Annotated in this window: 17 protein-coding genes, 1 riboswitch and 1 other annotated feature; of the genes, 12 read left to right on the top strand and 5 right to left on the bottom strand. The window is 42.0% G+C overall.

The genetic code is table 11. The annotated features are described in order from the left end of the window. The first annotated feature begins 78 nt into the window (after window positions 1-78). From LOZ80_RS23835 to LOZ80_RS23795, 9 genes are all read left to right on the top strand, one after another. Window positions 79-978, top strand: a complete 900-nt coding sequence (locus tag LOZ80_RS23835) for a 5'-3' exonuclease (protein WP_443146973.1) — start codon at window positions 79-81, stop codon at window positions 976-978. Window positions 979-1,214: 236 nt separating this feature from the next. After that, a complete protein-coding gene (locus LOZ80_RS23830) occupies window positions 1,215-3,041 on the top strand; it encodes a sensor histidine kinase (RefSeq protein WP_238167029.1) in 1,827 nt (608 codons plus the stop codon). Between the two features lie 4 nt (window positions 3,042-3,045). Beyond that, window positions 3,046-4,599 carry a response regulator transcription factor gene (locus LOZ80_RS23825; protein WP_283214691.1) on the top strand — a complete coding sequence of 518 codons (1,554 nt, stop codon included), beginning with the start codon at window positions 3,046-3,048 and terminating at the stop codon, window positions 4,597-4,599. Further along, a complete protein-coding gene (locus LOZ80_RS23820; RefSeq protein WP_238167027.1) occupies window positions 4,596-5,882 on the top strand; it encodes an ABC transporter substrate-binding protein in 1,287 nt (428 codons plus the stop codon). The genes LOZ80_RS23825 and LOZ80_RS23820 overlap by 4 nt, the downstream gene beginning before the upstream one ends. A gap of 116 nt (window positions 5,883-5,998) precedes the next feature. Then, window positions 5,999-7,372, top strand: a complete 1,374-nt coding sequence (locus LOZ80_RS23815) for an ABC transporter substrate-binding protein (protein WP_238167026.1) — start codon at window positions 5,999-6,001, stop codon at window positions 7,370-7,372. A 95-nt stretch (window positions 7,373-7,467) separates the two neighbouring features. Further along, window positions 7,468-8,358: a carbohydrate ABC transporter permease gene (locus LOZ80_RS23810; protein WP_238167025.1), complete on the top strand. Its 891-nt coding sequence runs from the start codon at window positions 7,468-7,470 to the stop codon at window positions 8,356-8,358. Window positions 8,359-8,360: 2 nt separating this feature from the next. Next, entirely contained in the window at window positions 8,361-9,176 is an 816-nt protein-coding gene (locus LOZ80_RS23805; RefSeq protein ID WP_238167024.1) for a carbohydrate ABC transporter permease, read from the top strand. 26 nt (window positions 9,177-9,202) lie between these two features. Next, window positions 9,203-11,317 carry a right-handed parallel beta-helix repeat-containing protein gene (locus LOZ80_RS23800; protein ID WP_238167023.1) on the top strand — a complete coding sequence of 705 codons (2,115 nt, stop codon included), beginning with the start codon at window positions 9,203-9,205 and terminating at the stop codon, window positions 11,315-11,317. Between the two features lie 465 nt (window positions 11,318-11,782). Further along, window positions 11,783-13,756 (top strand): RICIN domain-containing protein, encoded by a 1,974-nt coding sequence (locus tag LOZ80_RS23795; protein ID WP_238167022.1) that lies wholly within the window; start codon window positions 11,783-11,785, stop codon window positions 13,754-13,756. A gap of 301 nt (window positions 13,757-14,057) precedes the next feature. Here LOZ80_RS23795 and LOZ80_RS23790 read toward each other — a convergent pair whose 3' ends face one another. Beyond that, window positions 14,058-14,906 carry a helix-turn-helix domain-containing protein gene (locus LOZ80_RS23790; RefSeq protein WP_238167021.1) on the bottom strand — a complete coding sequence of 283 codons (849 nt, stop codon included), beginning with the start codon at window positions 14,904-14,906 and terminating at the stop codon, window positions 14,058-14,060. Between the two features lie 180 nt (window positions 14,907-15,086). On the opposite strand from LOZ80_RS23790, the gene LOZ80_RS23785 reads away from it, so the two are divergent. After that, complete coding sequence (locus LOZ80_RS23785) at window positions 15,087-16,571, top strand: tagaturonate epimerase family protein (protein WP_238167020.1); 1,485 nt, start codon at window positions 15,087-15,089, stop codon at window positions 16,569-16,571. Window positions 16,572-16,958: 387 nt separating this feature from the next. On the opposite strand, the gene LOZ80_RS23780 is transcribed toward LOZ80_RS23785, so the two are convergent. Together LOZ80_RS23780 and LOZ80_RS23775 are read right to left on the bottom strand one after the other, a co-directional pair. Then, window positions 16,959-17,276: a hypothetical protein gene (locus LOZ80_RS23780; RefSeq protein WP_238167019.1), complete on the bottom strand. Its 318-nt coding sequence runs from the start codon at window positions 17,274-17,276 to the stop codon at window positions 16,959-16,961. Window positions 17,277-17,334: 58 nt separating this feature from the next. Beyond that, window positions 17,335-17,628, bottom strand: coding sequence for a DUF3055 domain-containing protein (locus LOZ80_RS23775; RefSeq protein WP_189012645.1), 294 nt, complete (start codon window positions 17,626-17,628; stop codon window positions 17,335-17,337). 196 nt (window positions 17,629-17,824) lie between these two features. Between LOZ80_RS23775 and LOZ80_RS23770 the strand changes: the two genes are divergently transcribed. Continuing rightward, complete coding sequence (locus LOZ80_RS23770; RefSeq protein ID WP_238167018.1) at window positions 17,825-18,838, top strand: HRDC domain-containing protein; 1,014 nt, start codon at window positions 17,825-17,827, stop codon at window positions 18,836-18,838. Between the two features lie 51 nt (window positions 18,839-18,889). After that, window positions 18,890-19,158 (top strand) — a binding site (T-box leader). Window positions 19,159-19,213: 55 nt separating this feature from the next. Next, window positions 19,214-20,470 carry a tyrosine--tRNA ligase gene (gene tyrS, locus LOZ80_RS23765; protein ID WP_238173091.1) on the top strand — a complete coding sequence of 419 codons (1,257 nt, stop codon included), beginning with the start codon at window positions 19,214-19,216 and terminating at the stop codon, window positions 20,468-20,470. A gap of 71 nt (window positions 20,471-20,541) precedes the next feature. Here the strand turns inward: tyrS and corA are convergent, their stop codons facing one another. Continuing rightward, on the bottom strand, window positions 20,542-21,477 hold the full coding sequence (gene corA / locus LOZ80_RS23760; protein ID WP_238167017.1) for a magnesium/cobalt transporter CorA: 936 nt from the start codon (window positions 21,475-21,477) through the stop codon (window positions 20,542-20,544). 307 nt (window positions 21,478-21,784) lie between these two features. Further along, window positions 21,785-22,012 carry a hypothetical protein gene (locus LOZ80_RS23755; RefSeq protein WP_189012642.1) on the bottom strand — a complete coding sequence of 76 codons (228 nt, stop codon included), beginning with the start codon at window positions 22,010-22,012 and terminating at the stop codon, window positions 21,785-21,787. Window positions 22,013-22,249: 237 nt separating this feature from the next. After that, window positions 22,250-22,378, top strand: a riboswitch (SAM riboswitch). Window positions 22,379-22,433 lie beyond the last annotated feature (55 nt).

Here is a 22,433-nt window from a genome sequence, read left to right as displayed (position 1 = left end):
TATTTATGTGCTATTCTATTATTTTAAAATTTAATTAAGCATTGAGGCAAACATTCAGTTAGTTGCTCAACTGTGATAATGGAGGAAATTAAATTGCAACCCCCCAATAAAGTACTTCTAGTAGATGGAATGGCTCTTCTGTTTAGGGCATTTTATGCGTCTTCTTATTCCGGTTACATACGCAAGACTAGCACCGGGCTACCTACCAATGCAGTTTACGGATTTATTCAATATTTTTTTGATGCTATCAATAATTTTAACCCGACGCACGTCATTTGTTGTTGGGATATGGGAAGCAGAACTTTTCGTACTGAGAGCTATAGCGAATATAAACAAAACCGTTTGGAAACACCAAATGAACTTTTACCGCAATTTGACATAGTTAAAGATGTAGTAGCCGAAATGGGTGTTCCGAATATCGGTATCATCGGGTTTGAGGCAGATGATTGTATTGGTACTTTAGCCAGTAGTCTTCAGCAGCAGGGTGAAGTGCTTATTTTAACTGGAGATCATGACATGCTCCAACTTATTTCAGAGAAGATAAATGTTGTAATCATGAATAAGGGAAGATCTAATTACACGGTATATAATCTAGAAACACTCTATACTGTTAAGGGATTGACGCCGTTACAGGTCATAGATCTTAAGGCGTTTATGGGGGATACAAGTGACAATTACCCGGGTGTTAAAGGGATAGGTGAGAAGACAGCCCTTAAGCTGTTAAATGAGTTTGGATCGGTAGAAGGCTGCCTTGAATGTCTTGAAATGCTCCCTGCAAGTATCAAAAAGAAAATTGAGGCAAACTTAGATATGTTGCATCTTTCAAGAGATTTGGCAACAATTCGACTTAACGTGCCTATTGAATGTAATCTATATGAAAGTGTTTGGAACCCCCAACATGCGGCCGTTCTCAAGAAATTTGAAGACCTAGAAATGGGGAGTCTTGTAAAATCGCTTGGTGAAGTAGTGAATGGTTGAGTAAGCTTATCGTTTGCAGTTCAACGAGTTGCCGTATATCAAAAGAATTTTATAGTAAAAAAAGAACCTCACCGTAAAAAGGTTGTCCTTACGGTGAGGTTCTCTTGTTTCGCGGAAGTCTTTTTAAGATCTATTTCTGTGATTTATCCATACTTTTAACTGTGAAAAATCCATGATGGATTGCATCGATTTCGAGTAAAATATAAGGACATCAAATAATGTAAAGAGGCGATGACTTGTTTAAGTCTTTGAGATTACAGAATAAAATCTTCGTTTATTTTTCTTTATTTGCATTTATTATAGTGTCCGCGATTAACTTGCTGTTTTATTATTATGCAGAAAGTTTTGTTGAAGGTAATGCCGTTACTAATAAACAACAAACAACACAAAAGATACAAGAGCAACTAGATAGTATGCTTGAAGGTATGGACAAATTATCGATTTCTGTAAACGCTTCAAATTATATCATGGATACTCTTGCGCGTATTCCGCTTTCAAAGAACAATAACTATTTCGACGAGAACCCAGGTGTAAGCTCACAAATAAAAAATATTTTATTGTCATATACAGCGCTTCAACCACTAAAAGAGCGAATTAGTTTGATATCAAAGGATGGTGACTATATCGAAATTAGTAACAAAATGAATAGTCAGCAAGTAACAAAAGAATTTATACGTAGAATGCCTGAATTTCAAGAGTGGATGAACTCTGATATGTATAAGATCTGGATACCATTGCATCCGGATTATTGGTCCGCAGATGCAGATCTTGAAATTTCTTTGGTGCGTCCACTTCGTGATAACTATCAGGTTCTCGGGCTTGTTGTGGTCAGCTTTAATATTTCAGAACTTGACAGAATCACATCCTTTAGGAACGCGCAGTCTTCTAGTCAGATTTTATTATGCGATGGAAATCAGAAGGTAATTTATGCTAGGGTTTCACCTTTTCCCAAAGAACAAATAAGCTGTTTGAAGCCAGAAGCAAGCGAGAAAAACGAAAATACTGTAAATCATGAACTTTGGAAACTGAACAATGAAACATTCATGGCGTTTACAGTTGGTTTATCCAAGGTGAATTGGTCGTTGATGTTATTAGACGATGAAAGCTCATTTCATAAACCAATTCTATATCTAAGGTACAGTACATTTAGTATCTATCTTATTGCTTTATGTATAATACTTGGACTTTTATATTATTATATTGGCATGGTGACAAGGCCCATTCGAAGATTGAAGGAGTCGCTTGCTAATTTTGATATGGAGAATTTAATTCTACACTCGACTCGGCTGCATACCAAGAATGAAATCGTATTGCTTGGCCAAGCCTTTCAGGATTTACTGGATAAATTAAGGGATTCGATTATTGTTGTGGATCAGGCAAATCAACGAGAAATGGCTGCCCATATGAACGCCCTACAGGCTCAAGTAAACCCGCATTTTTTATATAACACATTAACCGTCATTGGCGCTTATGGGAAAAGTAAGGGCAATGATGAAGTTATGGATATGTGTACTGCACTCTCAGATATGTTGCGTTATGCCATGAAGTTTGGTGAAAAAGAGACTGTTTTGATTTTTGAACTTCAGAATGTAGATAATTTTTTAAAGCTTATGGCCAAACGTTATGCAAGTTTGTTTACCTATACTTTAGATGTAGATCCTTCATTAAATATGCTCCCCGTTCCAAAATTATTTCTTCAACCGATTGTAGAGAACGCTTTTCATCATGCATTTAAGGAAAAGGATCCTCCTTGGGAAATTGAAGTTAAGGGTGCAATTGAGAACAATCGTTGGTGGATCCATATCGCTGATAATGGCACAGGAATTAATCTTGAGAGACTCTCTCATCTGTTGGAAATCATTCAAGCTATGTCTCAAAATCCTATAACTCCCTTTTCTATGAACGCCTCTGCTGAGTTACATGACTCAGAAGGAAGCGGGATTGGTCTTCAAAATGTGTTTGCGAGATTGTTTTTGTTTTACAAAGGTGACATCTCTATTCATATCGAGCGCTTGGAAGGTTCAGGAACATTGATTCGTTTAGGAGGTAATTTCCATTTATAACATCATGCTCGCAGAGGATGAACCGCCAATTTTATTCATGATGAAAGCGATGATAGAGGAAGCCCACCCTTCTTTTAAAGTAAGACAATGGGCATTTAATGGGAAAGATGCTTGGGCAATGATTCAGCAGCAGAAACCAGATGTACTTATTACGGATATAAAGATGCCGTTTATCGGAGGCTTGGAACTTGTCTCTAAAGTAAAAGAATTAGACCCCCAAATACTATGTCTTATTTTAACCGGCTATAACGACTTTGAGTATGTTAGGACCGCTCTTCAACTTCAGGCGTGTGACTATTTATTAAAGCCTGTAAAAGAAGAACAGCTCAAACAAACGTTAGTAAAATTGGCCGATCAATTGGACCAGATCACCTTGGATGCAGAAACTGCACTCATTAAACACTATGTTAATTATGGTAATGGTTTTGATAGTAGAAGATATTTGGGCCGTAAAGTTGAACTATCATATTCCTATTACAACTATTTTTTGGTACGTGCTGGAGCAGCATCAAAGCTAGAGTACGATATTTTAAACCCAGGGAAAGAAGCGATAAAACTTCTTCAGCGCAAAATGGTTGTTGATATTGTACCTGCTGGTACAGGCGTATGGATAATGGAGGGACCACAACTAAATGAAAAGATCATTGTAATTGGCGACCCTCACTTATGGGAACCTAATACTTCTGAACAATTTGCTGACTTATTAATAAATCATCTTAGGGGATTGAATAGTGATATACCGTTTCATGTTTTTACAGGCCAAAGCGTCAAATTGCCAGAGTTATTGAGAGAAGCTATTGATCAGTTGCGGAAAATAGTGCATTTGTGCACACGTATTCATAGATCGGGTCTCTATCCAGTTATAGGTGTAGCTGAGGAACAGAAAGAAAATTATTTGAGCCCTGATTTGCTGGCAAAATGCATGCAACTCGTGCAAGAAAACAGTTATGTTCACTTTAATAAATCGTTGATGATGTGGAGTGTAGATTGGGAGAGGAAAGATTTTTCGCAGGAAAAAATTGAGGCGATTTTGGAAGCAATAGTCCTGAAGTTTGAACAATATCTAGGTGGAGGCCAGTTGCGATCTTTAAATGAATTTGATGCAAATGAGATCATATCAACTTGTACAAGTATTCCGCAGATTGTTGAGGAATTTGGGAATTATATAAAACCAAACTTTGAACGAGGAAGCAGAGTTCAACAGGCTTCCGCTAAAGACTTAGTTTCTAGGATAGAAGAATATTTGAATACACACTACATGGATCCTATTTCAAACGAAATTTACCAAAATATTTTTGGATATAATAAGAATTATATATCCAATGTATTTAGTGAAGTTAAAGGTCTTCCTCCAAGTAAATATCTGATGAAATTACGAATACAAAAGGCTAAATTGCTTATTGAAGAGCACATTGAATTACCACTAAAAACTGTAGCAGAACGGGTCGGTTATGATGATCCGTTATACTTTAGCAGAGTATTTAGGAATGAAACCGGATTCAGTCCGAAAGATTATAAAGAAATGTTGTCGCGGCAGAGGGAGGGTGAAAGTGAATGAAGAGAGTTGTTCTAGTCGGAGGTGTTTTGTCAATTTTGATTATTCTGAGCAGCTGCTCTCCGGAGAAAAGTAAAATACAGGAGGAGACTCCTCAGCAAGCTGTGACGTTAACTTTAATGGCGAATATGGATTGGATAGGGAAACCCTACCTGCAACGAGCATGGAAAATGTATGAGGAGGCGACAGGTAATAAAATTGAAATTCAAGCTGTACCAATTGATACGGCGACTACAGTTATAAGTAAGCGCGTTGCAATGGGGGAAATTACTGATATTGTTATGGGCTTTGGAGGGACAAGTTTAGCCGATCTCCAACCGGTAAAGAATTTTGAGGATATGACAGGTGAAGAGTGGGTCTCTGAAATTAAAAGCACAATTTTAACTCAGTTGTTACACAAAGGGAAAATTTATGGACTACCACTTTGGGAGTCTTCGATCAGTGGCATTTTGTATAACAAGGAAGTGTTCGAAAAATTCAACATTCCTAAACCAACTAGTCATGCACAATTTATCGAAGCCTGCGAATCATTGCTCTCCCATGGCATTACACCTATTTATTTACCCACAAAAGACATTTGGCCTTTAAGCCCGCAATATGGTTTAGACTCTTTAAAAAAAGCATATCCTCATTTTGTAGAGGATCTGAATTCGAACCGTATTAAATTTTCAGATATTCCAGAAATTCGAGAACTCATAGATGATTATAAGAATATGGCGACAAGGGGCTTTTATGGTTCGAATTTTTTAAACAATAATTGGGATGGGCAAGCAGCAGCTTTAGCAAGTGGAGAATATGCAATGGCAATTGCATGGGACGTGTATTTATCATCAGATGTAGAGCCGCAATTCCCCGGAACTGCTAACAAATTTGGGATTTTACCATTTTTCTTGGGAAACTCCCGACTTTTTGGCTATGAGGGACCAAATGTCGCGATGATGATGGTCAATAAAAATGGAAAGCATGCTAAAGAGGCCATGGAGATGATTAGGTATATGGCCAAAACGGAAAACTTGAATGAAGCTTTCCGCGGCGTTTCCTCTGAAACAGCATTTAACTCTGTTACTACAAATCAACCGACAACTCCTTATATGTCAGATAAAGCGTATATAGATGCGAATACGAATCCATCTATTACCCCCTCGATAATTGGATATAACCAACTCGAGATGGGTAGAATTATTCAGCGAGTTTTAGCAGGAGAATTTACTACGGATATGGCTATTCAAGCTATGGATGATATGAGAATCGCTGCGGCTAAAGCCCAGCAAGTTCATGGCTTTTAGCTTCTGTAAAATATCCATGTAAAGATCTGTTTTGAATCCTTATTATAGCGCTTACAATTATATTATTCTAATCATGTAAAGATAATGTATCGCTCTATAATAAGGGAGGAAACAAGATGAGAAAGAACAAGAAATGGTTAATAGGAACATCGGCACTACTTTTGTTGAGTTCGGTCTTATCTGCTTGTGGAAGCGAATCAGAGAAACCGGCTGCAACGCAAGCGCAGGGAACAGTTGCAGCGACAAGCGACTCTGGTAAACAGGAGACAGTAACATTAAAGTTCTGGACCTGGTCGCCTTCTGCAGAAGTATATAAGCCGATTATTGATAAGTTTCAAGCTGCAAATCCTAACATTAAAATTGATCTTAGCATTGTAGGCGGAAATAACAGTTCGCCGTATCAGACAAAAATGCCTCTTGCATTAACGACTGGTGAAGATTTGGATATCGTCGGAATTCAGACTGGCGGGATGCCAAAGCAAATCGAGGATTACTTGTTGCCACTAGATGATATTATGAAACAAACAATTGGTGCGGATTGGCTAAGTAAATTTTCACCGATCAGTATTAAACAATTAGCTTCTCAAACGAGTGGTGGTATTAAATTCCTTTCCATGGGTTCAGTTGGCTCAATGGTTATGTACTACAACAAAGATATTCTTGATCAATTAGGAGTATCTGTTCCGAAAACTTATGATGATCTTAAAAACATTTCAAAAGCTATCAAGGATAAGAACCTGGATATTCTCCCAGTTGCACTTAATGCGAAAGACGCGTGGACTGATGATGAAGTGGTGTTGACTATTGCAGGTCAGCAATCAGATATTTACAATAAATTCCATTATAACCAAGGTGGAAAATTAAATGGTCCTGAGTATACACAGGCTTTATCAAGCTTCAAGAAGATGTTTGATGATGGTGTTTTAAGTAAGAAAGATGTTTTTGATTTGGATTATGATCGCTCAAAAACACTATTTACAACAGGCAAAGCAGCAACGTTTATCCAAGGTACGTGGGAAGCTAATATGATTGCCGAAAAAGTTCGTAAGGACAATAAAATCAACATTAAAGACGTAGGTTTAGTAGCAATTCCAGCTATTGAATCAAATGGTAAAGCATCGATCCGCTCTTTCGTTGATATGGGGCTTGGTATTGTTAAAAATTCGAAGCATCCTAAAGAAGCAGCTAAATTCATTCAGTATTTGACACTAGGTGAAGGCAATGATGCGTTGAATAATCAGTTCCTGTTCACAAGCAACAAGGTCGGTTCCAAAATTGACGAAACGTTGCTTACATCTCCAACAGCAAAAGAATCTTATCAAACGCTCGTGAACTTGGTTTCTCAACCTACCGCAGATCGTAATAATAATTCTAAATTCTCCGATGTTGCTGGTGCTGAAATTCAAAAGTTTATTTTAAATGGCTTAGATGCTAAAGCAGCTGCTCAAAACATCCAAAAAGAATTTGATACTGGGAAATACCCGAACTAATACCAATACTCCCTTAGTGAAGCCGAACCTGAACTTCGGGTTCGGCTTCACTAGCGTCTTAGATAAAAAATTGAATCGGATGGAAGGTGAGAAGCATGGGATCCGGTTGGAGAAATCAATTTACAGCATATCTGTACATCCTACCGCTTCTGGTTGTTTTTGCAGTTTTTATTGTTTATAGCTTATTTTTCTTGGTTAAAACTAGTTTTATTAACGGTGATATATCTTTCCTACACTCTACTTATGTAGGCTTTGATAATTATCGTTTGGTATTGACTGATGTTAAGTTTTTTAAATCTATATTGAACAATATTGTCTTTTCGGCAGCAACGATTCTTATTAGTATGACACTTGGATTCATTATCTCCGTTTTCCTAAGTCAAAAGTTTAAGGGTTCAAAAATTATTCATGCTCTTTTCTTTATCCCTACAATTATGCCAATGGCTTTAATCGCCACCGTGTTTTCAGGAATGTTAGAGTATAGATTTGGTGCACTCAATCAATTCTTAAATGCAATTGGATTGGGATTTCTAGCTCAGCAATGGCTTGGAGATCCAAATTGGGCTTATATTTCTGTAATGGCTGTTGGTATTTTTTTAATTGGAATCCCAATGATGTATTATAGTGCAGACATAACCACAATTAATCCAAGTGTCCTAGAAGCAGCGGTTTTAGACGGCGCAGGAATGTCACGAATGCTATGGAACATCGTATTCCCATTATTAAAAAATGCACATATAACAATTATCATTTCAACGTTGCTTCAGAGCTTTAGAGAGTTTGAAAGAATTTATCTCATGACTGGTGGAGGGCCTGGCAACAGTACGCAAATTTCTAGTGTATATATGTATAATTTCATTCATTCTGCTGGTTCAAATATAGGTTTTGTCTCAGCGGGATCGGTAGTATTGCTATTGGTTGCACTCGTGATCTCATTCTTCCAACTCCGTCTCTACGTTCCTAGCAAGTCTAAAAGGGGGAAATAATCTTGAATACTATCCTGTCTAGTCGCAAAGAACGAGTTGGTGTTCAGATATTTGTTTTTGCGGTTGCTTTACTTTGGGTATTTCCCATTGTGGTAGCATTAAAAAATTCACTTGCAGTCAATGGCTTTGCCAATTATACCTATTTATTTACTCACGAAGTTGGCGGAATAAAAATATATAAGCCATTTATAAATTCGGTAGTAGTTGCTGCAGGGGGTACAGCACTAATTCTTATCATCGGAACATTATCAGCATTCGCTTTCTCGAAGTTAGTCTTTTTTGGGCAAAAATGGCTTTATGGATTCGTACTGATGTGTCTGTCAATTCCGGGTGTGGTCGTTCTTGTGCCTTTTTTTTATATACTTAAAGGTGTACATCTGTACAACACATTGACAGCAGTGATTTTTGCAGAAGTTGTGCTCACCTTACCATTTGCTGTATTAATGCTTCGAAATTTTTTCGATAATTTGCCAAATGAGCTAATGGAATCCGCACATATGGATGGAGCAACTTCATTCCAGACATTTCTCCACATCTATCTGCCACTAGCTAGACCAGCACTCATTAACCTTGGTGTTTTATGCACAGTTTGGTCGTTTCAAGATTACTTGCTTCCACTTATGTTTACAACAAAATCTTCGTTAATGACTGCAACAGTTGCCGTTAGTTCTTTCAAAAGTAATTTCGGATTCAATCCCGCTGATCAAGGTAGATTCTATGCAGCATTAGTTCTTCTGGGATTACCGGCATTGTTCATATTTATTCTCGCTCAGCGTTACATTACTAACGGAATAACTTCAGGAGCAGTAAAAGACTAATTTTTACATCTAGAAAGAAGGGGAAAATGATGCCATTTTATATATCTCCTGCAGGAGACGACGCCAATCCGGGTACAGAACAACTCCCATTTGCAACGTTTCAGCAAGCGCAGCGGGCTGCTCGGAATTATCGTGTAACTAATGTGATGAAAGATCAAGTAGTGCAAGTTGTAGTTCGTGGGGGAACCTATTATTTACATGAAACATTAACACTAACAGAAGAAGACTCATTTACTTCTTTTTCCACTTACTCTGAAGAGCATGCAGTAGTAAGTGGGGGGAGAAAGTTGAACGTGGCTTGGAGACCCTACCGTGATGGGATTTTTGTTGCTGAAGTACCCGAAATGCTTAAGGAGCATTTGCCGTTCAATCAGTTATTTGTAAATGGTAAACGACAAATTCGTGCACGCTACCCGAAGTATGATCCGTCTATTCCTGGGGTGAGTGGATACACATATCCAGCTGATTGTAAGTTGCAGTGGCCACATCGAGAAATGAAATTCGATCCTCAAAAGTTTACGGACAAGAGGTGGAGTAAGCCCGAAGAGGCAGAACTTCATATTTTCGGAAAAAATTACTGGGGAAATTTACAATGGAAAATTAAAGCGATAGATTGGGAAGATCATACCATTACCTTTGGAAAAGGCGGCTTTCAAATAAATGACGTGATGCAGGGGGAAGATGCAACAGGTATTGACCAGCGCTCACGGTTCTTTATTGAGAATGTATTTGAAGAGCTGGATAGTCCAGGGGAGTGGTATGCTGACTTTCAGAACGGCTTGTTATATTACTATCCTATGCCGGATTTAAATTTGGAGGATGCGATTTTTGAGGTCCCTCAATTACAGAGATTAATCGAAATTAGAGGGACTCAAGAGAATCCAGTAGTAAATATAGGATTTAATGGTTTTCATATGACACAAACGACTACGACATATATGGAAAAGTATGAAGCACCTTCACTTGGAGACTGGTCCATTCACCGTGGAGGAGCAGTGTACCTGGAAGGAGCAGAAAAATGCAGTATTGAGTTCTGCCGATTTGATGCAGTGGGAGGAAACGCTATCTTCATAAGCGACTTCAACCGAGATCATCGGATCTATGGATGTTCAATTACGGATGCAGGTGAAAGTGCAATCTGTCTTGTTGGTTCAAAACATCTAACAATGGGAAGCCAACATGCGTACCCCGCCAACATACTAGTTGCTAATAATGAAATTAATAATATTGGTTTTTATGGAAAGCAAACTGCCGGCGTGTTTATTTCCGTTGGACGAAATCATACGATTGCTCATAATCATATTCATCACATTCCAAGAGCTGCGATTTGTATTAACGATGGAACCTGGGGGGGCCACGTTATTGAATATAACGATATCCACAATACCGTACAAGAAACAGGTGATCATGGTCCGTTTAATTCTTGGGGAAGAGATCGATTTTGGTGTTTGGAACAATCACATGGCCCAGCTTCACACTGTGCAGGAGATGTTAAAAAAGATGCGCGCGAAGTTGTAACAATTCGAAACAATAGATTTGTTGACAATAGTGGCTGGGGCATTGATCTTGATGATGGCTCATCACATTATCACATTCATCACAATGTGTGTATTGGGATAAGTATAAAGTTACGTGAAGGTGATTATCGCTTAGTTGAAAATAATATTTTTTATCACCCAGCGAATCCTCCAGGGATCCATATCGGTTACGAGCATAATCATGATCGTTTCTTGCGGAATATTATTGTTGCACATTCGAATGCTGACAATCCTGAAGTAGATATTAATTTCGAAAAAGGGGAGTCTAGAGGAAAACTGTACGAGTTTATTGGTCCACCTCTAGAAAGCAGATGGGTGGAGGAGCTAGACTATAATATTTTCTTTAACGATCTGGGCTACTTTAAGGCAACTGTACATTTTAGACCCTTAGGCAGCCGTACCGAACACTATAGCATTGATGAATGGAAATCATTAGGTTGGGATAGACATTCGGTATTTGCAGATCCATTATTTACAGATCCCGAGCAGGGGGACTTTTCGCTGAAGGAAGGTTCACCAGCATTAAAACTTGGTTTCAGTGAAATTGATCTGTCAAAAGTAGGGCTTCTACCTGATTTTCCAGCTCATTACGTATCCCAATAATACTTCGCTTTCAAAGTTATTAATCAAAGCAGAGAAGCAAATATTAATACTTCATGACTAAATAGTTATGTATCTTAAAGGAAGAGGCGGTCAGTCTCTTCCTTGCTTCAAGTAGAAATGAATTCTGTAAATATTCTATATCCAGATCCGTAGTTTGTTTATGTTCAATTCAATTATTATTTGATATGTTTATGAATGTGATAGCGCTTACTTATTCATAAATGTATAAACACAATGAATTTGGGATTTTGCGATGCTGCGCCTCAGTATTCTGCTTTATCCAATAATTAACACAGCTATAGGGCATCAAGAATTTGTAAACGCTGTCATAAATATTGGGATTGGGTTTCAGACACTTTTGCTGAATGAGTAGAGAAACCTTCATAGGGGGTGAAAGGATCCGATTGAAATCAATTAAGTAAGATGCAGCACCTTTTTTGCAAATCATAGCAGAGGATGATGAAATTGAGAAAATTCAAGTTGAAAAAATGGTCGGTCGTGGGTTTAATTGCGCTAATGATAAGTTTGAGTTTGTTGGGGGGATTCCCTGGAAAGTCCAAAGTTGCCTACGCAGATCAACTCACCGATTTAACAGCATTTTATACGGCTATGGATCATTCAAAAGGATGGGTAGATCTTTCATCTAATAACATTTCATATTTAATAGCAGATCAGGCCAACCTTAGTAGTGGATTGACAGTAACTGATCTTGATGGTGGAAAGCCATATAAAGGTAAAAAAGTGACAGGCTGGAGTTCTGCTACTCAACAATTTTCATGGACCGTAAAATCGACGATTGCCCGCAAATATTATGTTGATGCTTTAATTAATGGAAGCAGTGGTGTCGTTGTACAAGTAAGTAATGGCTCGAGTAAAGCGAGTTACACGATTGGGAGCAATGGATGGGATAAACTCAGACTGGGCCAAATTTCAATCCCGGCTGGTACATCAACGGTAACAATTAAAGCTCTCTCAGGTTCAATTAATATGCAGTTGAAGTCACTAGAGTTAATTCCATCCGGTTCTTTAACCGCTATTCAAACAAGTATCGCGAATAGTAAATCTAAAGCGACTTGGATGACGAGTAGCCCTGTTGGCGTAATGTATCAATGGGGACAGTGGGGCGGTAATCCTGATGGAACACAACCCTCTTGGCCGACGCCATACGCCAATTTTGACTATAATGCTTTTGCTGATCGAGTAGCGAATATGGGAGCGGATTTCGTCGTTTGGTCGATTACCTGGACGTCTTATTATGTGCCGGCGCCTATTACTTCAATAGATAATGTACTAACGGGAAGAACAAGTAGCGTAGATTATTTGGACAAGATGCTGACTGCATTAAAGAACAAAGGAATACGAGTCATGTTCTACTATCATACTGGACATGACAGTAATCCGAACTTAGACTGGTGGAACAATTTCTGGACTGTATCACCAAACGGTAATTATGCTAGAAAAGAGTCGGCGATTAACAAGTGGCAAAACATTGTAGCAGAGATTGGTAATCGCTACGGGACAAAATTGGACGGCTGGATGTTTGATGACGGTGCACTTTATTATCCTGCGCCATATGAAAGTTTGACTGCATCTGCGAGAGCTGGCAATCCCGACCGTCTAGTTTCTTTCAATTCCTCGTATGTTTATGATGCCGGACCACGCTTAACAGATTACGAAGATTACTTTTTCGGTGAAGGTAATTCGGGGGATCTCTTTAGTTCAACGATATCAAATGGTAAATATACTTCTGGTCCTTTCAAAGGTGAATTCGCATTCGGGAATTTTACGACGGAATCCGATGATTGGGGAGTACGAACTGGAGATACCCAACCAATTACAACGACGTTGTCATATGATTCCTTTAACTCGATTGCGACGAACGCTAAAGATAAGAAGCAAGCAATGGCTTACAACATGAGAATGTGGACAAATATGGGACAAAGTCAAACCTCAATTGACAGATTTACAGCTGCCGCAGCTGCTGCTCATTCAGGGGGAGGTGTCACAACGATTGACCCAACCAAGTGGTACAAAATCCAATCTAAGTCGAACCCGAATTATGTTCTTGATATTAGTACTGTAAACAACGGTGGTAAAGCACAGGTGTTGCAATACGTTGGGAATGATCGGCAACAATTCAAATTTATCGATGTTGGTAGTGGATATTACCGGATAGCTGTAAGAAACAATACAAACTATGGATTAGATGTAAGCGGGACTCCAGCGAATGGAACCGTTACTCAATCATGGGAGTATGTGGGGAATGACCGGCAGCAATTCCTTTTGACTAATGTTGGCGGTTCTAACTTTAAAATCGCGGTAAGGAATAATCCAACCTATGTAATCGATGTTGATGATCCTGCAAACGGCGTACAGCTCAAAACATGGGAGTATGCAGGTAATAACCGTCAGCAATGGCAACTTGTTGAGGTTCAATAAAAAAATGCTTCCTTTTAAATCAACTTATTGTTTTGTAGAAAAAGACGGCGTTTACTCCCGCATTCGGGAGTAAACGCCGTCTTTTTCTCTCTGTAACGCCCTGTTAAACTCCTCATCATAACCAGTTTCTTTGGAACTAGTCTGTTTAGAACGATTGGGTCTCCACTAAAGGCGTCGCGAAGAGCGGCTGGGCCATGGAACGCGAGAAAGTCATTAGCGGCTAGACGTTATTTAGCGGGAAAAGTGGAATTATCATAGCGATGGCAGAGATACAAGCCAATGTAGTCAACACCCTATCTTATCAAACTAAGTAGCGGGATTGCCGGTAGCGCAGCGGAGTCGTTTTGGTCATTTGGCGGAATACGCGTCCGAATTGGACTAACGAGCCGAAGCCGACCTGCTCAGCGATGACGATCACTTTCATATTCGTTTGGGTTAACAGTCTTTGAGCTTCTTGCACACGAACAAGACTGACATACTCAACCATCGAAAATCCGGTGATTTCCTTGAACATGCGGCTTAGATAAGCAGGGCTGATTTCAAAGCGCTCAGCGAGCTCTTCGAGTCGCACGGGTTCTGCATATTGCGTGTTGATATGGCGTACGATATTCGATATTTTTCGATGCAAAGGAGAGACGTGCTCGGGCGAGGTGACGGGATGGACACGGATGTAACGGGCCGTCAGCAGCAGCAGCTCAACCAAATAATGCGCAAGCGCGAAATCTTGGCCGAGCTGATTTTCTTTGGCTTCATGAACCATTTTGCCGAAAATATCTTCGACTATGCGCCGGGTAGGCAGATCAAGCCGCAATACAGGCGTTCTATGGGTAATGGCATCGAGCAGGAAGGGAGCGTCCTTGAGCGCACTGCCCAGAAAAGTGTCGCTGAAATTGATCACAACCCGCGCATGTCCAAGTTTATCCGAATCAGAGGTCGCATGAACATCTCGCCGGTTAATCAATACCAGATCGCCAGGGAGAATCAGATAGGAACGATCACGTATGAAATACATGCGTTCGCCTTCATACAAATAATAAATCTCGAATAGATCATGCATATGCTGAGTCCGTTCAAAAGAACCGGACCGATGAATATGTTGGATATAGAAGGGACCTTCTTCTTCGTTTCCATAAGTGACAGTGCGGGACATCGGGAGGACTCCTTTGATCGTTAATCCGTTATGGAGCTAGTATAGCATGTTTTTAGTGAAAGATATGAATAGTTTTAGCGGAAAATAGGAATAGATGATGAGAAAACGCTCCTTGCTTGCGATATGATTAAGGTATAAGAAGTCAGCAAACGCTTGCAAATATAAAGGAGGATTTATCTCATGAAACAACTCATCGAAGCTATCCAATCGGGAAATATATCGGCATTCGCATCACCTGATATCTATGTATACGAAGCCTCTTTTACACATGTCGGCAGCACTTCTCTTGCTCTGATAAGAACAGAAGCTGGCAAGAAATTAATTGCTGTTGGTGAAGGCGATCTTTATGATCAACTGCAAGGCGAGATCGTGGATGGCGGCAAAATAGCGCCTTTATCCCATGAGAATCGTCTGCTGCTTAATCAATTTCTGCCCTACACCGCGCCACAAGCTTTCGGTACGCAGGTCGCTACGATGGGGTTAGGCGACCGACTTGGCATTGCAAGCCCAGGTCATATTCAAACGATTCGCGGCAAAGATATTCGTCCCGTTCTAGCTCAGCAAAGCATTCGTGAGCTTGCTTTAACAGGACGCACGTATGAGGATGTCTTGGATGCTGCGGCTTATGCCGTCCTCCAAGAAGGCTATAAGGATGGTTATGGCGCTGACGGCGACCATTTGAAGAAAGAAGAAGACATCGAGTATGCGCTGCGTCTTGGTTTCACGATGCTGACACTCGATTGCTCGGAAAATATTGATAATACGATCGAATCCTTATCAGAAGCGGAAATTGCAGCCAAATATGAGCAGCTGCCGGCAAATCTGCGCAGCCATTATGAAGGACGCTACTTACTGTCAGCGCCGAATGTGCCTGGTGCGACATTGGCGTATACGCCGGAAGCGCTGAAGAAAGATGTGCTGATCTATGATGCTGCGATCAATTTCATGGAAGCGATCTTCCGCAAGTACATCGTGACCTTGGATCGCGCAGTCGATTTCGAGATCTCCATCGACGAGACGGCGACACCGACATCGCCGGAAGCGCACTATTTGGTGGCGAATGAGCTGCGCGATCGCGGGGTTGCAATTTTCAGCATGGCGCCGCGCTTCTGTGGCGAGTTCCAGAAGGGAATCGACTATATTGGCGACATCGCGCAGTTTGAGCGGGAGTTGGCCAGCCATGCCGCGATAGCCGTACACTTTGAATACAAGCTAAGCATTCATTCCGGCAGTGATAAATTCAGCGTTTTCCCGCTGATCGGGCAATACACGAACGGTTTGTTCCATATCAAAACAGCCGGTACGAACTGGCTTGAAGCGGTGCGCGTCGTAGCGAAAGTCAATCCATCCCTCTACCGCCGCATGCACCAATATGCGTTCGAGCATTTCAAGGAAGCGACAGCATACTATCATGTGACAACGGACATCAACGCTATCGTCCCTCTGGCTGAAGTGAGCGATGCGGATCTGCCGGGTTATATGGAAGAAAACAATGCCCGCCAGCTGCTGCACATCACGTATGGCATTCTCTTGCAAGCGAAGAATGAGGATGGCAGCTACCAATTTGCCGACGAATTCTTCCAGACGCTGGCTGAACAAGAAGATGCCTTCGCCGCAGGACTTCGCCACCATATTGGCCGTCACTTGGAATTGTTGGGCAAATAATAGGAATAGACCTCGCACTATGGAGGTTGGCTCTCCAGCGCCCGCGCCCCCACAATCATTCCGTACACTTCTAATGAACTGTATGATGCTTATTGACAAGAAAATGGCTACTTTGAAAATCTAATGAACTCAAATGGCGCTATTGAGCAGCTTGTAGGCGGAATGGTGATTGTTTGCTTGAGATAACGTGTCGGGGATTCATTAGATTTTTCAAATGCCCCATTTTGATCAAATAAAGTGTATTGAGTTCGTAAGGGGCGCTGATCTAAAGAACGTGTTCACCGCGGTTTCAAAAGGTTTCTGCTCTGAGGCTTGCAGCAGTAGACGCCCAAAAAAAGGAGCTAAGCAGACAAGCCGCTTAGCTCCTTTTTCATTGAAACAGTTTCCTCATTCAGACGAGGAGTTTGCAAGAGTTGGTTCATTGCGATTATCATCTTCACCGGGGTAGTCCCGTTTCAAGCCCTCGTGAAGCTCGTGATTCTCATAGGAAAATCGATTAGGCGGTCGTTGATCCTTACGCCATGGTGTGCTTTTGCCCAGGGATTCGGCTAGCAGGCTCGTGCCGTAGGGACCCTCGGGAAACTCTTCGGGGATTAGGTCATTGCGCTGGGATTCGACTGTCTCGAGATCGGTGTAAGCATCTAGATCTTCCGAAATAAAGCCGGGATTCCGCTCTTGGTTGTGGTCTGACGATTCGTTACTCATGAAAAAAGCCTCCTTTTCAGGGTTGCTCAAGCTTTTTCCAGTGTCCCCCGCGAAGAGCTTAAATATCCGTAAAATGAATAGAACCGATTACTTGCGATAAGAATTCGTTCAATTCCAGGGCTTGCTCTTCATTCAATTTGAACACATGCTCCAGGTAGCCTTCTTCGGCCAAATCATCGGGACCCATTACAGCACTGCGGCCGGATTGCAAATCGATCACGAGTTTTTTACCGAAAAAACGGCTTGTAGTCATAATGGCAAGATCGAAACGGTGTAAAGCATTGCCAACAAAACAGACGAACCGTGTTGTCGTTTCTTCTTGATGATCGTATAAAAAGTCATAATCAGACATAAGGGCCCTCCATTCTCTTTCTAGTATGCAATTCATTATAACCGATATCAGCCTGTCAACAAAACTTATCTTGCGCCTATCTGACAGACATGGTACAATATGGATATTAGGAAGAGGGAAGCACCTTTTCAGCCTAGCGCTGATTGGGTGCTTTTTCGTTTTCTGAAACTATTTTGTGTCGTTGGGAGGAGAAAGAATGAACATTGTTTTTTTGAACACATTGGAGAAGGAAATGGGGGATCATAGCGTCCTATCAGCACAAATCTCAATTGGCGAAGATCAAGGCATTTGGAGTGTCCTGTGGAGTGAGCCTGATCAAGCAGGCAAGCTGATGCAAGATGAATGGTACCAGGGATTAAGCTGGGATGAAATGCTGGGTGCCTTCCGTCAAGGGCTGCGTGAGAAAGTAAGATTTGGCTTTCGGCCCTTAGTTCATACGGACTTGGAATCGGCACAAACGTTGTCCGGCAAGGCTAGAATGTCGCAGATGCTGACGTACTACTGTGAAGAGAATCCAAGTGAAGAGGTATACGAATCACTGCGTGCTTGGCGAAGAGAGCAGGCTGCCCGTGAGGGGAAAGCACCGTACATCCTCGCCACAAACCGTGTGCTGCGGATGATCTCTGTTTTCCTGCCGCAAAGTAAGGAGGAGCTGCAGCAGCTCCCAGGCTTTGGCGAGCAGAAGACGGCGATGTACGCGGCAGACGTGCTGCTGCTGACAGCTGAGCACACGCGTACGAACGGCTTTCCGCTAGACTGGGTGGCTAAGCGTGTCGATACCGCCAAATTCGATGCATGGCTGCTCGCTCAGAAAGAGCAGAAGCTGCGTATGGAGCTGGATCGCGAAGTCAGCAAGCGCAAGCTGCTGGAAATCGTGGCAGGCGGAGGCAGCTTAGGGGACCTTCAGGCTGTCTTAACGATGCCTCGCCGGGAGCTTCTGCTCTGGGTAGAGGAATTGGACAGAGAGGGCTATGATATGGATCCGCTTGTTGAAGCGGAACTGATTTCGATCGCCGACGAAGAGCAAATAAAAGCGTGGAACGCTTTTGAATCCGAAGGTGACCGGTATCTGAAGCCAGTGCTGCAGCGGCTGATCGGCACGGAAGAGCTCAAAGGGAAAGAACTCGACCGAGCCTACGAGTGGCTGCGCCTGCTCCGCTTGCGTTTCCGCAGGGAGAAAGAGAGTCTTAGCGGGCAAGCGGCAAGCTAAGATTGACAGCGGTCAGCTAATGTGTTTAAATAATCAATAATCTACATATCAAGCAAAGCGATGACGAACAGGGGCTGCGCCCTAAGTAGGAGAAATGCCACTGCTGCAGAGAGTCGGTGTCAGGTGCAAACCGATGCAAGCATAGTTCTGAATTACAGTTCTGAGTTGGTTAAGGGAACCTGTCCGCAAGGGCACCAGTAGCTTATACCCGGCATTTATTTGTCGTTAAATAACGAAGTGAAAGGGAATTTTTGCGCGCAATTGGCAAATCGTTCTCTTTAATTAGGGTGGTACCGCGAGACAATCTTCTCGTCCCTTTGTGGACAAGGAGGTTGTCTTTTTTGTGTTCTCATTTGGAGGAGGAGGGATCATATGTTGACATGGAATCAGTTAACCGATGAACAACAGAAGGAAGTAGAACGTCAGCTTCTCATCATCAAACGAGGTACTGCTAGCATTGTGCCGGAAGAAGCGCTCAAACAGAAAATTATCAAAGCGGTGGTGACTGGCATTCCCCTGAGAGTGAAATTGGGGCTAGACCCATCTGCTCCCGATATTCACATCGGTCATACCGTCGTCTTGCAGAAACTGCGGCAATTTCAGGATTTGGGGCATGAGGTGCAGCTCATTATTGGCGACTTCACAGGGCGGATCGGGGATCCTACAGGCAAATCGGAAACGCGCAAACAGTTGTCCGAGGAAGATGTGCAGCATAATGCGCAGACCTATCAGACACAACTGACCAAAATTTTGGATTTTACCAAAACGACCTTTTACTACAATTCAAGTTGGCTAGGAGCGCTGAAGTTTGATGATGTGCTCAAGCTGGCGGGCAAAGTTACGGTAGCGCGCATGCTTGAACGGGACGATTTTGCCAAAAGATATGCAGCCAATCAGCCCATACATGTGCATGAGTTTTTCTATCCCTTGATGCAGGCCTATGATTCGGTTTCGCTTGAAACAGACATTGAACTGGGGGGGACCGACCAGACCTTCAATATTTTGATGGGCCGCACACTGCAAGGGGCTTACGAGATGAAAGAAGGGCAGGTGGCTATTCTGATGCCGCTGCTGGAAGGACTCGATGGTGTCCAGAAGATGAGCAAGAGTCTGCGCAATTACATCGGCATCGATGAGCACCCGAACGATATTTTCGGTAAAACGATGTCAATTCCAGATACCCTCATGATCAAGTACTATGAGTTGACGACGATGTTGTCCAATGAAGACTTGGATAAGCTGAAGGAAGGTTTGGAAGCAGGGACGGTCCACCCAAGAGATGCAAAGCTGAAGCTGGCCAAATCCTACGTCCGCATGTACCATAACGAACAAGCGGCAGATGAAGCTGAGCAGCATTTCATAACCGTCTTTCAGAAGAAGGCATTGCCGGATGAAATGGAGGAAGGGCAGCTGCCTGTTAGTCAGCTGGCCAACGGCCAGCTCTCCATCATTCAACTTCTCGTTAATCTGGGCATGAGTGTTTCTAACGGCGATGCAAGACGAAGCGTGGAGCAGGGTGCAGTGAGGATCAATGAACAAAAGATAACGGATATTCAAGCATCAATTGAGCCGAGTGACGGAGATATTGTGCAGGTAGGTAAACGTAAATTTATTCAAATTAAGTTGGTTTAAATCAGATAAGGGCTTCTTGTTAGCAGCGTGCTGCTTGCAAGAAGCCCTTATCTTGTGTTCCGCGGATTCGTTCATAGCCATTCTTTTTTTCGGAAAAGGATATACATCGCAATGCCTAGTACGCCCATGAAGGCTAGCACAAATTCATCGCCATGAGCAACATGCAGTCCTAGAATATTATCGAAGTTCATCCCGAACACGCCGGTGATGAAGGTTAGCGGCATGAAGATAGTTGTCAGCGCCGTGAAGACGCGCATGATATCATTCGCTCGGTTCGCTAGGCTGGACTGGTAAGCCTCTCGTAAGTTGCCCATCAGATCGCGCAGCGTATCGAAGGTATCGACGATTTTCACGGCGTTCTCATAAATATCGCCAAAATACTTTTGCAATTGATGATCAATCAATCTAAGTTCTTTCTTGCCTAAAGTTCCAATGACATCGCGCTGCGGAACCAGCACTTTTTTGAGCCAGAGAATTTCGGAACGAAGCCCAATAATCTCATTCAAATGAGATTTCTTGGTAGCCATGAGGATGTCTTCTTCCAGCTTTTCAATCTTGGCCTCGATACGATCGCCAACGGCGACGTAATTATCGACGACAAGATCGACGAGATGGTAGAGGAATCGGTCGGCGCTGTTCACTTCCTCTTCCCAGAGGAATGGCTTTAGGGCACGGATTTCATTAATTTTCTGCCGTGTAACGGTGATAATGACATGTTTGCTTAGGAAAATATTGAGTGCACGAAGGAAAATCTCCTCGTCATCGAAACGAATGCTATTAATCACAATAAAATAATGGGAATCATAAATTTCAATTTTGGGACGCTGTTCCTCTTCACTTAAGCAGTCCTCGACCGCCAAGTCATGGAGATGGAACATAGGCTGAAGAAGTTCTAAATCTTCGATTCCCGCGTCAATCCAATAAAAGCCTCTCGTTGGAGGCGTAAGTGCGACAGTCACGTCATCAACTAACGTAAAAATGCCATCTTGAACCCACCGTGTTTTCATCTGATCCACCCCTTTGCATGGAATCAGCCGGTTGTGTTCATCGGGCAGTACTAGGCTCCGAATGAAGGAATAACCGACTGCATTCCTACACTATGAAATTGTTTGCCAAACTTGCAGATGCTACTCCTCGGTTCTCCGTCCATACGTATGCCCCCCTTTGTCGTCCGTGTCGAATAATACTTGTCTAGTATAACCCTTCATATACCTGCTTTCAAGCCAAAAAGTTTAGTTCACTGCAGGCATTTGCTGCTTAGATACAGTATGGGAAATTAGCACAATCGGTGTCAAAAAAATAACCGCCATGAAATCACATGGCGGCACTGAAAATCTTATTTTTCGTTTCGTTATAAATCTCGATTAATTCGGGGTCATCCTTCAGCAGCAACTCTTCTTCTGTGTCTGCTCCATACATGCGATATAGCGCGGCTGCGGCCTCTTCTGCTTGTTGAAGCGTCGGTTTCGATGATTGACTTAGCGTAAAATACCGATTTAAGGAGGCGAAGGCGGAGAAATTGTCAGATGTTTCAGTTGTCATGGTAGACCTCTTTTCTACTATTAATGTAGGAAACGGTTGAGCAATAACTCTTACTTATTTATATACCCATGTTCAAAGTGATCTTAAACAGATCTTCTTGATACATTTTGTATCAATCATATCATAAGCGGACAAGGCATTACAAATTTTAGATTTGAAGTTTATTTTAGGGCCAGATAACGCCTTGACTTTCCTTAGATTTATGGATATGATATTTTTAATCGCATACGTTACATTTTCTTATCAAGAGTAGGTGGAGGGACTAGCCCTATGACACCCGGCAACCGACAAACCTTTGGAAACAAAGGAATGCACGGTGCTAATTCTTGCGGAAACGCGAATCATCGCGAATCTGGGAGATAAGAGAAGGACATTGACTTTGATTTTCCATGGCCTTTCTCTGATCCCAGAGAAGGTCATT

It is taken from the genome of Paenibacillus sp. HWE-109 (assembly GCF_022163125.1).
Lineage (GTDB): Bacteria > Bacillota > Bacilli > Paenibacillales > NBRC-103111 > Paenibacillus_E.
Note: the sequence above shows the minus strand (reverse complement) of the source record. Positions and strands in the feature narration are given on the sequence as shown.